Origin of the sequence: Thermobrachium celere DSM 8682 (assembly GCF_000430995.1) — a bacterium.
Lineage (GTDB): Bacteria > Bacillota > Clostridia > Clostridiales > Caloramatoraceae > Thermobrachium > Thermobrachium celere.
The window spans coordinates 1,303,472-1,319,115 of the sequence record NZ_HF952018.1 but is presented as its reverse complement, the minus strand read 5'-3'; the positions used below and the strand labels follow the sequence as shown (position 1 = coordinate 1,319,115).

Annotated in this window: 12 protein-coding genes; all 12 read left to right on the top strand. The window is 31.4% G+C overall.

The annotated features are described in order from the left end of the window. Window positions 1–6: 6 nt before the first annotated feature. Entirely contained in the window at window positions 7–738 is a 732-nt protein-coding gene (gene pflA, locus TCEL_RS06985) for a pyruvate formate-lyase-activating protein (RefSeq protein WP_018662549.1), read from the top strand. A 410-nt stretch (window positions 739–1,148) separates the two neighbouring features. Further along, window positions 1,149–1,814, top strand: coding sequence for an MgtC/SapB family protein (locus TCEL_RS06980; RefSeq protein ID WP_018662547.1), 666 nt, complete (start codon window positions 1,149–1,151; stop codon window positions 1,812–1,814). 70 nt (window positions 1,815–1,884) lie between these two features. Further along, a complete protein-coding gene (locus TCEL_RS06975) occupies window positions 1,885–2,790 on the top strand; it encodes a phosphate butyryltransferase (protein WP_018662546.1) in 906 nt (301 codons plus the stop codon). Window positions 2,791–2,809: 19 nt separating this feature from the next. Next, complete coding sequence (iorA, locus tag TCEL_RS06970; RefSeq protein ID WP_018662544.1) at window positions 2,810–4,573, top strand: indolepyruvate ferredoxin oxidoreductase subunit alpha; 1,764 nt, start codon at window positions 2,810–2,812, stop codon at window positions 4,571–4,573. Next, window positions 4,573–5,142, top strand: coding sequence for an indolepyruvate oxidoreductase subunit beta (locus TCEL_RS06965; protein WP_018662542.1), 570 nt, complete (start codon window positions 4,573–4,575; stop codon window positions 5,140–5,142). The genes iorA and TCEL_RS06965 overlap by 1 nt, the downstream gene beginning before the upstream one ends. Window positions 5,143–5,303: 161 nt before the next feature. After that, window positions 5,304–6,209 (top strand): transposase, encoded by a 906-nt coding sequence (locus tag TCEL_RS06960; protein WP_018662539.1) that lies wholly within the window; start codon window positions 5,304–5,306, stop codon window positions 6,207–6,209. 604 nt (window positions 6,210–6,813) lie between these two features. Further along, entirely contained in the window at window positions 6,814–7,551 is a 738-nt protein-coding gene (locus TCEL_RS06955; RefSeq protein WP_018662537.1) for a PHP domain-containing protein, read from the top strand. A gap of 16 nt (window positions 7,552–7,567) precedes the next feature. Then, complete coding sequence (gene rapZ / locus TCEL_RS06950; RefSeq protein WP_018662535.1) at window positions 7,568–8,443, top strand: RNase adapter RapZ; 876 nt, start codon at window positions 7,568–7,570, stop codon at window positions 8,441–8,443. Further along, on the top strand, window positions 8,443–9,756 hold the full coding sequence (locus TCEL_RS06945) for a gluconeogenesis factor YvcK family protein (protein ID WP_040683767.1): 1,314 nt from the start codon (window positions 8,443–8,445) through the stop codon (window positions 9,754–9,756). The genes rapZ and TCEL_RS06945 overlap by 1 nt, the downstream gene beginning before the upstream one ends. A gap of 8 nt (window positions 9,757–9,764) precedes the next feature. Beyond that, window positions 9,765–10,715 carry a DNA-binding protein WhiA gene (gene whiA / locus TCEL_RS06940; protein ID WP_018662531.1) on the top strand — a complete coding sequence of 317 codons (951 nt, stop codon included), beginning with the start codon at window positions 9,765–9,767 and terminating at the stop codon, window positions 10,713–10,715. A gap of 67 nt (window positions 10,716–10,782) precedes the next feature. After that, entirely contained in the window at window positions 10,783–12,093 is a 1,311-nt protein-coding gene (locus tag TCEL_RS06935) for a DRTGG domain-containing protein (RefSeq protein ID WP_018662529.1), read from the top strand. A gap of 11 nt (window positions 12,094–12,104) precedes the next feature. Next, window positions 12,105–15,575, top strand: a complete 3,471-nt coding sequence (locus TCEL_RS06930; RefSeq protein ID WP_018662527.1) for a DNA polymerase III subunit alpha — start codon at window positions 12,105–12,107, stop codon at window positions 15,573–15,575. The last annotated feature ends 69 nt before the right edge of the window (window positions 15,576–15,644 follow it).

Here is a 15,644-nt window from a genome sequence, read left to right as displayed (position 1 = left end):
TAGAATATGGTAACGGCAAGAGTTCATTCCATTGAGACAATGGGACTTGTGGATGGACCTGGAATTAGAGTTGTAGTTTTTATGCAAGGATGTAAGTTAAGGTGTGCCTATTGCCATAACCCAGATACATGGGATCAAAAGGGCGGATTTGAGATTAGTGTAGAAGAACTAATTCAGAAGGTAAAAAGATATAAAATATATTTTAATCATTCAGGAGGCGGAGTTACACTTTCAGGCGGAGACCCCCTCCTCCAGCCTGAATTTGTAATAGAGTTTTTTAAAAGGTGTAAGGAAGAAGGAATTCACACAACCCTTGATACGTCAGGATACGGCATTGGAATGTATGATGAAATACTAAAGTACACTGACTTGGTTCTTCTAGACATAAAACATATCGATGATATTGAACACAAAAAGCTTACAGGATATGACAGACACGGTTTCTTTGAGTTTTTAGATGCGTTAAAGAGAAACAATACAAAAATGTGGATAAGGCACGTTGTAGTTCCAGGAATAACGGATGGAGAAGAACATATACGAGCTCTTGCCCAATTTATAAAAACCATTCCAAATGTTGAAAAGGTTGAGCTTTTGCCATACCATGTGCACGGAGTTAATAAATATCAAGAATTAGGTATTAAGTATAGATTAGAAGGTGTGGAACCATTATCAAAAGAAAGATTAGAATATCTAAAAAATATATTATCAGCTGAATTAAAGGATGTCCTAGTAAAATAGGACATCCTTTTTGCTTTTTTACAGGGGACAGTTACTTATTTTTTCATACATCATTTTATGTTCTATGTCAAATGTTGGGTCAGGTATTTATTAGAATACCTGCCTTTTTATATATGGATAATTTTAAAAAGCTGCACAATGGGGACGGTTAATTATTTTTGATTTAAATATTCTTCCTCTTTTAATAGAATGACAAAATATAAGCTAAATGAATTACTTTTGATTAAACTGACTAGGGGATAGACGCTGGTGATTTAAAATATTTTAGGTTCTTACAATCTTTAATGCCAAAACTCTATTTGTTATCTCTTGATAAAAAATAAGTAACTGTCCCCATAAAAATTATTTAAGTTTATATGTACAATTTATAAAATATAATTTATTATATATAAAAAAATAGGAGTGATTTTATGGAAAGGTATATTGTAGTAGTTTTTAAACTGATATTGTCCCTATTATTAGGTGGCATTGTTGGATATGAAAGAGAGTTTAAAAATAGGCCAGCTGGTCTAAGAACTCATGTTTTAGTATGTCTAGGTGCTACGTTAGTGCAAATAATTTCTATTGATTATTACAAAGTCAATGGAGTAACTAACTATGATCCAATGAGGCTTGGAGCACAGGTTATCAGCGGTATTGGTTTTTTAGGAGCAGGAACTATTTTAAAAGAGGGGGTTAATGTAAAAGGGTTAACAACAGCAGCTAGTATTTGGGCTGTTGCATGCATAGGTTTAGCTGTAGGATCTGGACTTTATTTTGAAGGTATAATAACTACTCTATTTATTTATTTTTGTTTAAGGTGGTTTAAGAAAATTGAAAAAAGAATTATTGCAGGAAAAAGGTATGTTGTTTTTAAGATGATTGCAAAGGATCAACCTGGAGTTATTGGAGAGATTGCAAGCATTTTAGGTAAGAAAAAAATAAATATAACAAATATAGAACTTGAAAAAATAGATGATTACTACGTTGAAATTGAAATTTCAACCAATCTTTTATATATGCAAAATGTTAATGAAATACTTAGTATTTTAGAAGGTGTAAATGGCATTGAAACGATAAAAATAAAAGAAGAATAAAAGAAATATTTCAAAAATACAAAATATTTGCTAAAATAGAAGTGTGTATATTTATAGGGGGTGAAGAATAATGATAAAAAATTTTGATGAACTAATTGAAATAGTAAAACAACAACCTAGGATGAAACTTGCTGTTGCAGCAGCAGAAGATGATGAAGTTTTATTGGCGGTGGATGAGGCAGCAAAATTAGGAATAGTTGATGCAATATTAGTCGGTAACAAATCAAAGATTGAAAAAATAGCTTCAAACCTAAATATAGATTTAGGAAAGTTTGAAATAATACACACAGAAAGTTTAACTGATTCAGCTAGAATTGCAGTTTCATTGGTTGCAGACAATATTGCAGATTTTCTTATGAAGGGACTAATTGGAACTGCAGATCTACTCAGAGCAGTACTTGATAAGGAAAAAGGGTTAAGAGGCAGTGGACTTTTAAGCCATGTTATGGTCTATAGTGTACCTACTTATCATAAATTATTATTCTTAACAGACGGTGGCATGGTTACATATCCAGATCTTTATCAAAAGGTTCAAATAGTTAATAATGCAGTAAAAGTTGCAAAGGCCTTTGGCATAACTCCAATTCATGTTGCACCTCTTTGTGCTGTTGAAGTAGTTAACCCAGATATGCTGGCAACATTAGATGCTGCAGCTCTAGCTAAAATGAATCAAAGAGGACAAATAAAGGACTGTATAATAGATGGTCCACTAGCATTAGATAATGCAATTTCTATTGAAGCAGCAAAACATAAGGGTATTGTAAGCCCTGTAGCAGGTCAAGCAGATATATTACTTGTTCCAAATATAGAGTCAGGAAATATTTTAGGAAAATCTTTAACTTATTTTGCAAAGGCAAAATCAGCAGGGGTTATTATGGGAGCAAAATGTCCAATTGTATTAGTATCAAGGGCAGATACTCATGAAGCAAAACTAAACTCCATAGCACTTGGAAGTTTAGTTGCTAATAATAAATAACCTATATGGGGGGATGAGGATGAAAAAAATAATGTCAGGTAATGAGGCTATAGCAAGAGGGGCTTGGGAGGCAGGATGTACATTTGCAGCTGCTTATCCTGGAACACCAAGTACTGAGATTTTGGAAAATATGGCTCAGTATAAAGAAATATATTCAGAATGGTCGCCAAATGAAAAGGTTGCAGTTGAGGTAGCTTGTGGAGCATCAATTGCAGGTGCAAGAGCTTTATGTGCTATGAAACATGTTGGGTTAAATGTTGCAGCAGACCCTTTATTTACAATAGCATATGAAGGTGCAAATGGTGGACTAGTTATTGTATCAGCAGATGATCCAGGAATGCATAGTTCTCAAAATGAACAAGACAATAGACTATATGCACCACATGCAAAGGTTGCTATGATTGAACCATCAGATAGTCAAGAGTGTAAGGAATACATAAAATATGCTTTTGAAATAAGTGAAAAATATGATACACCTGTGTTATTTAGAATAACTACTAGAATTGCCCATAGTAAAGGAGTAGTTGAATTATCAGAAAGACAAGAAGTTGGATTTAAGGAATATGAGAAGAATGTGGCTAAATATGTTATGATACCAGGGCATGCAAGGGTAAAGCATGTTGAGGTAGAAGAAAGATTGAAAAGATTAAAGGAGCTATCAAATAATACGCCACTTAATAGAATAGAATGGGGAGATAAAAGGATAGGTATAGTTACAAGTGGAGTATCCTATCAATATGCAAAAGAAGTGTTTGGAGATAATGCATCATACCTAAAGATTGGATTTAGTTATCCTCTTCCAGACGATTTAATACGAAAGTTTGCTGCTGAGGTTGAAAAATTATATGTAATTGAAGAAAATGAACCATATTTAGAAAACTACATTAAAGCAATGGGTATAAGTTGTATAGGTAAAGATATAATACCAATCTGTGGGGAATTAAATCCAGATATAATAAAAACAGCGTTCTTTGGAAAGCAAGAGAAGGATAAATATAAATTAAACGTAGCAGTACCATCAAGACCACCGGTATTATGCCCAGGATGTCCACATAGAGGTATATTCTATGCGGTAAGTAAGTATAAAGACATCGTTGCAACTGGAGACATAGGATGCTACACATTGGGAATGATGCCACCACTTAATGTTACTGATACAGTAATTTGTATGGGGGCTGGAATATCAGCAGCTATTGGATTTGAAAAGGTATATAAAATGGCAAATAGAAAGGGCAAAATTTTTGGATTTGTTGGAGATTCAACATTTTTCCATTCAGGAATAACAGGTCTAATTGATGCTGTTTACAATCAAAGTCCAATTGTTGCAGTTATATTAGATAATAGTATAACTGCTATGACTGGACATCAAGAAAATCCTGGTACAGGTAAAACTTTAATGGGTGAAATAACTCAAGTCGTTGATATATATAGCATAGTAAAAGCAGTAGGAGTTAAGGAAGAAAATATAAGGGTTGTAGATCCATATGACTTAAAGGCTACAGAGGAAGCAGTTAGGGATGCATATAATGCGACTGAACCATTTGTAATCATTACAAAACAGCCATGTGCATTAATTAAAGAAGTTCAAAAGAAGAGGGCAGGAAAATATTTAGTGATAAATCAAGATAAATGTGTGAAGTGTAAGGCATGTTTGAGAACAGGTTGTCCTGCTATATCAATTAGAGATGGTAAAGTTGTTATTGATAAGAACATGTGTAATGCATGTTCGGTATGTCAACAAGTTTGTAAGTTTGATGCTATAGAAAAGGGGGGTAATTTTTAATGGTTAAGAGCATTTTATTTGTAGGTGTTGGTGGACAGGGGATTATATTAGCCTCAAAAATTTTAACTGAAGGACTATTAAAATTTGGATATGATGTTAAGATGTCAGAAGTTCATGGTATGGCTCAACGTGGAGGTAGTGTTACAACACAAGTGAGATTTGGTGATAAAGTATATTCCCCCCTAATAGGTGAAGGAGAAGCCGATGTTGTTGTTTCTTTTGAAAAGGTTGAAGCAGCAAGGTGGATAAATTATTTAAAGAAGGATGGAAAATTAATCGTTAATGATTATGAAATATTCTCATTGCCTGTTTTAATAGGAAAAGAAAATTACCCAACAAATATTGAGGAAGAGCTTGAAAAGTCAGGAGTAAACTTTAAATTGTTTAATGCAGCAAAAATTGCAGAAGAAATAGGTAATATAAAGACTCAAAATATGGTTATTTTAGGAGCCTTAGTTAAATCCCTTGGACTTGAAAATTTAGATTGGGAAGGCGTTATTAAAGAGGTTTTACCTGAAAAATTAGTAGATATAAACACAAAGGCATTTAAATATGGTCTTTCAATATAGGGACAGTTACTTATTTTATAATCTAAGGTTTAAATATGATAATGAGTTTAAAAATTCGAGTTTTATAATAACAAGCAAATAAAGGAATATATGGAATAATAGCACCTCTTGTTTGGAAAAATAATACATGATGAATTTCCAAAATAGGAGGTGCCTTTTTTATGCCAAGAATGGCAAGAGAGAAGTCATATGATTCTATTTATCACATAATGGTTAAGAGCATTTCAGAGGTTAACCTATTCAAAGATGATGAAGATAAGATAAGTTATTTAAACTATATGAAAAAAGCTCAGGAACAATTCGAATTTATTGTTTACGCTTATTGTCTTATGGATAATCATGCACATTTTGTTATTGATGCAAATGGATCTGATATATCAAAAGTTATGCACTTTATAAATTATAAATACGCTATGTATTTTAATAAGAGGCATGGTAGACATGGGTACTTATTCCAAGATAGGTTTAAAAGTAAGATTGTTAAAAATGAACGATACTTATTTGCTTTAACTGCATACGTTCATTTTAATGCTACTGCAATTAAGGGGTATGAGGATCATCCAGAGGAATATGCTTTTTCATCATTAGGAGTTTATTTAGGCTTAAATGATGATAAATATAACTTGATTGATGATAAGTTTGTTTTATCTATGTTTGGACTAAACGACAAAATAGCGAGGGCAAACTATAGAGAATTTATTTTTAAAGTGAAAAAATTTATTGATATACAAAAAGAAGAATTTGCAAAGGAACCTACTGAATATAGAAGTATGAGAAGAATATTAGTTAGAGATTATTCACCTGAAAAAATAATTATGCTTTTAATTGAAAAGTTAAATATAAATAGATATTCACTTTTAAAATATAGAAGAGATGGAATTGAAGCGAAGGCTTTATTATGCTTTATTTTGAGAAAACTATGTGATTTGCGATGTGCAGATATATGTAGAATACTTGGGAATATTGGTCAAGCAAGGGTATCAAAACTATGTAGCTTAGGCTCTGAACTAGTTCTTAATAAAAAATATGAGGGAATAGTAGAGTATATTTTACTAAATGCAAATTAACTTACCTTAAGGTCAGTAAATTTCATTAAAATTTTTAAAAGAAATGATTTAAAACTTAAGTATATTTCTTTTAAAATTGGACAAGCATCTGGTTAAAGATAATTTTATGCTAGTTTTAAATGTTTAAATATTATATTTTACAACGATTAAATTTGTAGTTAGTATAAATACAATATAAAAATCATATAATTTGTGATTTTTTGAGGTTTTAAACATTGTTTATTAAAACGATTAGATAATTATAAAACCTAATTGAGTTTTTTATGAAATAAGTAACTGTCCCAATTGTGAATGACTGGTATGCGAAAATAAGATCTTAAGAGGTATATATGAGCTAAGTATAATAAAGTGAAGTTTGGCTTGCTTTATTCTAAACAAAAATAAAGATGAAAATAGATTGATAAAATAAGTAAAAGATCTCATTTAGTCGAATAAGTCAATAAAACAAGTAACCGTCCCATTTTAAGATCAATGAAATAAATATGCGTGTCTATTAATTAAACAATCCAATATAATAAGTAACTGTCCCCATTTTAGTTAATAATGATATAATAAAAATTATGTGATAAAATAATTAAAAACTCTATTTTAGGGAGTGATGTATATGATTAAAATAATAGGTGATTATCATACACATACAATATATAGCCATGGGAAAGGTACAATTGAAGAAAATGTAAAAGCTGCAATTAAAAAAGGATTAAAAGAAATAGTTATTTCTGATCATGGACCAGGACATATGTTTTTTGGAGTTAATCTAAAAAAATTAAAAAAGATGAGAAAAGAGATAGACGCATTAAATGAAAAATATAAAGATAAGATAAAAATTTATTTAGGAGTAGAGGCAAATATAATTAGTGCAGATGGTGACATAGACGTTTCAGAAGAAGAGCTTAAACTATTAGATAAATTATTAGTTGGGTTTCATAATGGAGCAAAACCTAAATCAATAAAGGATTTTTACACTTTGTTTATTAAAAATAAAATGGCAAAATTTAATTCAAAACTAAAAGAAGAATGCAGAAGAATAAATACGCAAGCATTAATTAAAGCAATAAATAAATATAAAATAGATATAATAACTCACCCAGGGGCTAAAGTTGATATTGATACAAGAGAGCTTGCAAAGGCAGCAGCAAAAAGAGGAACTGCACTAGAAATTAATTCTAGTCATAGATTTTTAACACTAGAATATGTTAAAATAGCAATGGAAGAGGGAGTTATGTTTTCAATAGATAGTGATGCCCATAGGCCAGAAGATGTAGGAAATGTAGAATGGGCATTAAACATAGCTAAACAGGCAAATCTTCCACCGACTAGAATAATTAATGCTGAAAAATAGCCTAAGGAGGTAAAATATGCAGTTTGTAATTGTAACGGGTTTATCAGGTGCTGGAAAGACACAAACAATAAGATGTCTTGAGGATATAGGATTTTTCTGTATAGATAATCTACCTCCAGCACTTATTCCAAAGTTTGCTGAGCTATGCTATCAATCAAAGGGTAAAATTGATAGGATAGCTATTGTTGTTGATATTAGAGGAAGAAATTTCTTTGATAATATTTTTGCCAGCTTAAAATCATTAGAGGATATGGGATTAAAGTATGAGATTTTGTTTTTAGATGCACAAGATGATGTACTTATTAAGAGATTTAAAGAGTCAAGAAGAAATCATCCACTTTCACAAGGTAGAAGAATTGAAGATGCAATTTTAGAGGAAAGAAAGAGGCTTGAGGATATAAAATCAAAGGCAAGCCATATAATAGATACTTCAAGACTTACAGTAAGACAGCTAAAAGAAGAAATAAACAAAATTTACATCATGGGTGAAAAGTTTGAAAGTTTAATAATAACAGTTACTTCATTTGGTTTTAAATATGGAATACCTCTTGATTGTGATTTGGTTTTTGATGTTAGATTTATTCCAAATCCATATTATATTGATGAATTAAAAAGGCTATCTGGAAATGATAAGGCAGTATTTGACTATGTATTTAAATGGGACGAAACAAATAAATTTGTTGAAAAGACAACAGAACTGTTAGAGTTTTTAATACCAAATTATATTAAAGAGGGTAAATCACAGCTTGTTATAGGAATAGGATGTACAGGGGGAAGACATCGTTCAGTTGCAATTGCAAATAAAATATATGAAAATCTAAAAAATAATAATCATACCGTCCTTATATCTCATAGAGATATAACAAAGGATATTGCGGGGGATGGCAAATAATGATGTTGTTAGAATGGTTCAGACCAGGACTTAATATTAAGAGATGGATAATAATGGGGGCATGTGGGCTTTCACTATTCATTTTGGGTATTTCAAAATTATTATTTAGAGGTTTAATCTTTGATGCCTATTCCCTTTTATTTTTTTACATTTCTATTATTGGAGTTATATTAATGTATGCATCTTTAAAATTGGCATTTAAAAATGCAATGATGATAATAACAGGTGAACCTGTGGATAAGGAGAAATTTTCAAACAAATTTTTTGAACAAAAGATGCTTGTGAGAGGTCCTAAAATTGTTGCAATAGGCGGTGGAACTGGCCTTTCAACAATGCTTAGAGGTCTAAAGGAATATACAACAAATATTACAGCAATAGTAACAGTTGCTGATGATGGTGGAGGATCAGGTAAATTAAGAAGGACATTAGGTATGCTACCACCAGGAGATATTAGAAACTGTCTTGTTGCACTTGCACATACAGAACCACTAATGGAAGAGCTTATGCAATATAGATTTAAAGATGGGGAACTGAAAGGACAAAGTTTTGGAAATTTATTTATAGCAGCAATGAATGGTATTTCAAGTAATTTTGAAGAAGCAATAAAAAAGATGAGTGATGTTCTTGCAGTTAAAGGTAAAGTATATCCAGTAACTTTAACAGATGTAACACTCTGTGCAAGATTAAAAAATGGTGAAGTAGTAAAGGGAGAATCAATCATACCTGAGGTATGTTATGAAAAGAGGCAACAAATAGATTATATATATTTAGAACCACAGGATGTGAAACCGTTAGATGAAGCAATTGCAGCCATAGAGGAGGCAGACTGTATTGTAATAGGTCCGGGCAGCTTATATACAAGCATAATGCCAAATCTAGTAATAAAAGAGGTAGCAGAGGCAGTAAAAAAGTCAAAGGCTATAAAAGTATATATATCAAATATAATGACACAGCTTGGTGAAACAGAAGGATATAAGCTCTCTGACCATATAAATGCAATTGAGAAGCACTGTGGTGGACAATTTATAAATTTTGTTATTGCAAACAATGGTAAAATACCAGAGGAATACTTTAAAAAATATAAATCCGATGGACAGGATGTTGTAGAAAACGATGTGGAGAATATAAGAGAAACAATTGATATAATATTTAAAAATTTAGTGCATATAAATGAAAATGGGCTTTTAAGACATAATACACATGTACTTGCAAAGACAATTATGGAACTTATAATTAAATATGTTTTTCCTAATGATAGAAGAAGAGTATTGGATTATTACTATTTAAGTGAGAGATTGAAGCACAAAAGGTAGGTGATTAAATGTCCTTTTCATCAATAGCAAAAAGTGAACTATGTAGAATTCAAGATGAAAAAAATTGCTGTCAACTAGCAGAGCTTTCTGCAATAATGAAGATGAGTGGTACTATTCAAATAAATGGTAAAAATGGATTGGGCTTAAGGGTTACTACAGAAAATCCAGCTATAGCAAGAAGGGTATTTACTTTGCTAAAAAATCTATTTGGTGTACAAACAGATATAATGGTTAAAAAGAACAGTGCCTTTAAAAAGAACAACATATACATGGTAGTTATTACACCTGACATGGGTGCAAGGGAGATTTTAGTTAAGGCAGGTATTTTAAAAGAGCATGCAGATGGAACATTGGGTATCTATCATAAAATTAATTCTGAGCTTATTAAAAAATCCTGCTGTAGAAGGGCATATATAAGAGGTGCCTTCCTTGGAGGAGGCTCTATAAGCAATCCAGAAAAGACATACCATCTTGAATTTGTTACAAATTCGCAGGAGCATGCAGAAGATTTAATGAAACTTATAAATTCCTATAATCTAAATTCGAAGGTAATACAGAGAAAAAGCAACTATGTTGTTTATTTAAAGGAAGGTGAACAAATAATAGACCTTCTAAATATAATAGGTGCTCATAATGCACTTTTAGAGCTGGAGAATGTTAGAATATACAAAGAGATGAGAAATAATGTGAATAGGCTTGTAAATTGTGAAACTGCAAATTTAAATAAGACAGTTGATGCTGCTGTAAGGCAGATTGAATCTATAAATCTTATAAAAGAAAAAGTTGGTCTTAAAAAATTACCTCCAAATTTGAGGGAAATAGCAGAATTAAGATTGAATTTTCCAGATGTTTCATTAAAGGAATTAGGTCAGATGTTAAATCCTCCTATAGGTAAATCAGGGGTAAATCACAGACTTAGAAAAATAGAAAAAATTGCTGAAGAGTTAAAAGACTCTTAAAGGGCTACTTCTATAGCCCTTTTTTTGATATAATTATTTTAAGACATTATAATTAGGGAGTGGAATTATGTCAAAACATGAAGAGATTATTAAATATATACAAAGCCTAAAAGTGGGAACAAAAATTTCAGTAAGATCTATTGCTAATGCACTAGATGTTAGTGATGGTACAGCATACAGAGCAATAAAAGATGCAGAAACACTAGGAATAGTCAGTACAATTCCTAGAGTTGGAACAGTTAGAATTGAGAAGGTTGAAAAGAAAAATATAGAGAATCTAACATATGCAGAAGTAGTAAATATAGTAGAAGGTTCTGTACTTGGTGGAAAAGATGGACTTCATAAAACATTAAATAAGTTTGTAATAGGTGCGATGACACTTGATGTTATGAGAAAATATATATCTCCTGGAAACCTGCTTATTGTAGGTAATAGAGAAGAAGCCCAAAAATTAGCATTAGAAAAAGATTGTGCTGTATTAATCACTGGGGGGTTTACATGTTCTGATGAAATAAAACAGCTTGCAAATAAAAAGGGATTGCCTATAATTTCCTCAACATATGATACCTTTACAACAGCATCTATGATAAATAAAGCAATATCAGAAAACTTAATTAAAAAGGATATAATATTAGTTGAAGATATTATGAAAACAGAGGTTTCATATGTTAGAGTAAATAATACAATAAAGGAATTAAAAGAAAAGATGCAGGTTACAAAGCATGGCAAGTTTCCTGTACTTGATGAGTATAATAAAGTTGTTGGTATAATTACAATCAAAGATTTAAAGCTTGAGGCAAACGACGATGAACTTGTTACAAAGTATATGACAAAGGATCCTATAACAGTAACTCCAAAAACCTCAGTTGCTTATGTTGCTCATATTATTGTATGGGAAGGAATTGAACTTATACCTGTTATTGAAAATAAGCAACTGGTTGGTGTAGTAAGTAGGCATGATGTAATTAAAGCACTTCAATATATAAATAGACAGCCTCAAGTAGGACAAACTATTGATGATTTAGTACTTAAAAACTTTACATGTATTAATACCGAAAAGGGCATGAAATTTACTGGCAAGATTATGCCTGAAATGTTAAATCCAATAGGAACTGCAAGCTGGAATGCATTAACGCTTGTAATGTCAACTGTTGGTACAATTGCTCTAAGGCAAAGAAATCACTTAAATGTAGTTGTTGACTCTTTTTCAGTATTTTATGTAAAGCCAGTTCAAGTAGATACAGTTGTTACAATAAACACAACAATAATTGATATGGGAAGACATTATTCAAAAGTTGAGATAGAGATGTATAATGAAAATGAAAAGGAACTTGTAGGTAAAGCTATCCTAAGTGCAAAAATACTTAAGAAAAACTAATGGAGGTTGCTATGTCAAACTTTGTTCACCTACATGTCCATACAGAATACAGTTTACTAGATGGTTCAGCCAAAATAGATAAACTTGTAAAAAAGGCAAGGGAACTTAATATGAGTGCCCTTGCCATAACTGATCATGGGAGCATGTATGGAGTAATTGAGTTTTATAAAAAGTGTAAAGAAAATAATATAAAGCCTATTATAGGTTGTGAAGTTTATGTTGCACCAAGGGGCAGATTTAAAAAAGAAGGAAGTATAGATGCAGAAAATTACCACTTAGTTTTGCTTGCAAAGAGCAATGAAGGATATAAAAATTTAATGAAAATTGTATCTAAAGCCTTTATAGAGGGATTTTATTATAAACCAAGGGCAGATTACGAACTTTTAAAGGAAAACTCAAAGGATTTGATTGCATTAAGTGCTTGTTTAGGTGGAGAAGTGCAAGCTTTACTTTTAAAGGGAGAATATGAAGAGGCAAAGAATAAGGCACTATTATATAACGAAATATTTGGACATGGGAATTTCTACTTAGAGCTTCAAAACCATGGTTTAGACGAACAAGCAAAGGTAAATGAGTTACTTTTAAAACTTTCAAAAGAAACAGGAATACCTCTTGTTGCAACAAATGATGTTCATTATGTTGAAAGGGAAGATGCTAAAGCCCATGAAATACTCCTTTGCATACAGACAGGAAAAACGATTGACGATGAAGACAGAATGAGTTTTGAGGTGGATGAGTTTTATTTAAAGTCAATTGATGAGATGCAGGAGATATTTAAAGATTATCCTGATGCAATATTAAACACAACCAAGATAGCAGAAGAATGTAATGTTGAATTTGAGTTTAACGTAACAAAATTACCTAAGTTTGAAACACCAGATGGCATTCCTTCAAATGAATATCTAAGAAAACTGTGCTTTGAAGGACTTTATGAAAGATATGAAAATGTAACTCAAGACATAATAGATAGATTAGAGTATGAGCTTTCAATAATTGAAAAAATGGGGTATGTTGATTATTTTCTTATAGTTTGGGACTTTATAAAGTTTGCAAGGGATAATAACATAATAACAGGCCCAGGAAGAGGTTCAGCAGCAGGTTCTATAGTTGCATATACATTAGGTATAACAAAAATAGATCCTATAAAATATAACCTTCTATTTGAGAGATTTTTAAATCCTGAAAGAGTAAGCATGCCAGATATAGATTCTGACTTTTGTTATGAAAGAAGGCAGGAGGTTATAGATTACGTTGTAAAAAAATATGGACAGGACAGGGTAGCACAAATTATAACCTTTGGTACAATGGCAGCAAGGGCTGTTATAAGAGATGTTGGAAGAGCATTAAATTATCCTTATGCTGAAGTAGATAGAATTGCAAAAATGATACCAATGGAACTTAATATAACAATAGATAGAGCTCTTGAGATGAATCCAGAGCTTAAGGCCGAATATGAGAGCAATGATAGAATAAGACATTTAATAGATATATCAAAATCTTTAGAGGGACTTCCAAGGCATTCATCAACGCATGCAGCAGGTGTTGTTATAGCTTCAGCTCCTCTTGTTGAATTTGTACCTCTTGCTAAAAATGATGAGGCTGTTGTAACTCAATTCCCAATGACAATACTTGAAGAACTTGGCCTTTTAAAGATGGACTTTTTAGGGCTTAGAACGCTAACAGTTATAAGGGATACAATTGATTTAGTTAAAAGGAATAGAGGAGTAGAAATTGATTTAGATAAATTAACCTATGATGATAGGGAAGTTTTTGAACTTATAAGCCAAGGTAATACTGAAGGGATATTCCAGCTTGAATCAACAGGTATGACTAACTTTATGAAGGAACTTAAACCAAACTCATTAGAAGATATAATAGCTGGTATATCTTTATATAGACCTGGTCCAATGGATCAGATACCAACATATATTAAAAATAAAAATAACCCAGATAAAATAGAATACCTAGATGAAAAGTTAAAACCTATATTAGAAGTAACTTATGGCTGTATGGTTTATCAAGAACAGGTAATGCAGATAGTAAGGGATATTGCTGGATATTCTTTAGGAAGATCGGACCTTGTACGACGTGCTATGGCAAAGAAAAAGCATGATGTTATGCTAAAGGAAAGACAAAATTTCATATATGGTCTTGATGATGAAAATGGAAATATAATCGTTAAAGGTGCAATTAGAAATGGAGTAAGTGAAGAGGTTGCAAATAAAATTTTTGACCTTATGATAGATTTTGCAAGTTACGCCTTCAATAAATCCCATGCAGCAGCCTATGCAGTTGTTGCATATCAAACTGCTTATTTAAAGAAATACTATCCAGTTGAGTTTATGACTGCACTTATTACAAGTGTGGTTGGAAATAATGATAAAGTAGCATTTTATATTCAAGCCTGCAAAAAAATGGGTATAGAAGTATTACCGCCGGATATAAATGAAAGTGACTATTCTTTTACTGTGATTGGAAATAAAATTAGATTTGGACTTGGAGCCATAAAGAATGTTGGTAGAGGAGCAGTTGAGGCTATAAAAGAAGCAAGACTTAAAAAAGGTATCTTTACAGGCTTTGTAGATTTCTGTTATAAAGTTAACCTATCTGAAGTTAACAAAAAAGCTGTAGAAAGTATGATTAAAGCTGGAGCTTTTGACTCTTTAAAAATTAGAAGATCACAGCTTATGGCTTCCTATGAAAGAATAATGGATGCTGTTGCAAATGAAAAAAGAAAGACATTAGAGGGGCAAATGTCCCTATTTGGTCTAAATGAACAAAGTCAAAATACAATAAAAGAGGAATATGAAGATATAAAAGAATTTGATAAAAAACATCTTCTTGCAATGGAGAAGGAGATGATGGGACTTTATATAAGTGGACATCCACTTGATGAATATAGAAAAGAGATGGAGCTTTTCGCAACAACAAAAATATCTGATATTGTAAGTATAGAAGAAAATGAGATGGCAATTGAACACAAAGTAAAGGATGGAGAAAAAGTTTCAGTGGCAGGTATAATAAATGCTGTAAATATAAAGGCAACAAGAAATAATGAAATGATGGCCTTTATAACAATTCAAGATCTTTATAGTAGCATAGAAGTATTAGTTTTCCCAAAGATATATCAAAAAGTAAATAAACAAATTTTTGAGGATAATATTGTATTGATTAAGGGAAGAATAAGTATTAAAGAAGATGAACAACCAAAGATAATCGCTGATGAGATTGAGCCATTAAGAAGTTCAGAAATAAAAATAAACAAACTATATATAAGATTAGATGAGGAAGGCTGGCGTAAAGATATAGAAGAACTAAAGCCTATATTTAAAAAGCACGCAGGTAATAATCCTATATATGTTGTTTTAAGTAATTCTAAAAAGGTATTTCAGGCATCAAGGGAATATTGGGTTTCTATATCGGATGAGCTCATAAACGAATTAACTAGCCAAATAGGGTTAGAAAATGTTAAAATTTCTTGATTTGTTTTGACAAAAGGATAGGGACAATATAAAATTTAATTTGTCCCTATTTATTTTCAATAAAATGAA

Bases quoted from the DNA above. Each gene is read 5' to 3' on its own strand.
- pflA (WP_018662549.1), top strand. From the start codon at position 7: ATGGTAACGGCAAGAGTTCATTCCATTGAGACAATGGGACTTGTGGAT.
- TCEL_RS06980 (WP_018662547.1), top strand. From the start codon at position 1,149: ATGGAAAGGTATATTGTAGTAGTTTTTAAACTGATATTGTCCCTATTA.
- TCEL_RS06975 (WP_018662546.1), top strand. From the start codon at position 1,885: ATGATAAAAAATTTTGATGAACTAATTGAAATAGTAAAACAACAACCT.
- iorA (WP_018662544.1), top strand. From the start codon at position 2,810: ATGAAAAAAATAATGTCAGGTAATGAGGCTATAGCAAGAGGGGCTTGG.
- TCEL_RS06965 (WP_018662542.1), top strand. From the start codon at position 4,573: ATGGTTAAGAGCATTTTATTTGTAGGTGTTGGTGGACAGGGGATTATA.
- TCEL_RS06960 (WP_018662539.1), top strand. From the start codon at position 5,304: ATGCCAAGAATGGCAAGAGAGAAGTCATATGATTCTATTTATCACATA.
- TCEL_RS06955 (WP_018662537.1), top strand. From the start codon at position 6,814: ATGATTAAAATAATAGGTGATTATCATACACATACAATATATAGCCAT.
- rapZ (WP_018662535.1), top strand. From the start codon at position 7,568: ATGCAGTTTGTAATTGTAACGGGTTTATCAGGTGCTGGAAAGACACAA.
- TCEL_RS06945 (WP_040683767.1), top strand. From the start codon at position 8,443: ATGATGTTGTTAGAATGGTTCAGACCAGGACTTAATATTAAGAGATGG.
- whiA (WP_018662531.1), top strand. From the start codon at position 9,765: ATGTCCTTTTCATCAATAGCAAAAAGTGAACTATGTAGAATTCAAGAT.
- TCEL_RS06935 (WP_018662529.1), top strand. From the start codon at position 10,783: ATGTCAAAACATGAAGAGATTATTAAATATATACAAAGCCTAAAAGTG.
- TCEL_RS06930 (WP_018662527.1), top strand. From the start codon at position 12,105: ATGTCAAACTTTGTTCACCTACATGTCCATACAGAATACAGTTTACTA.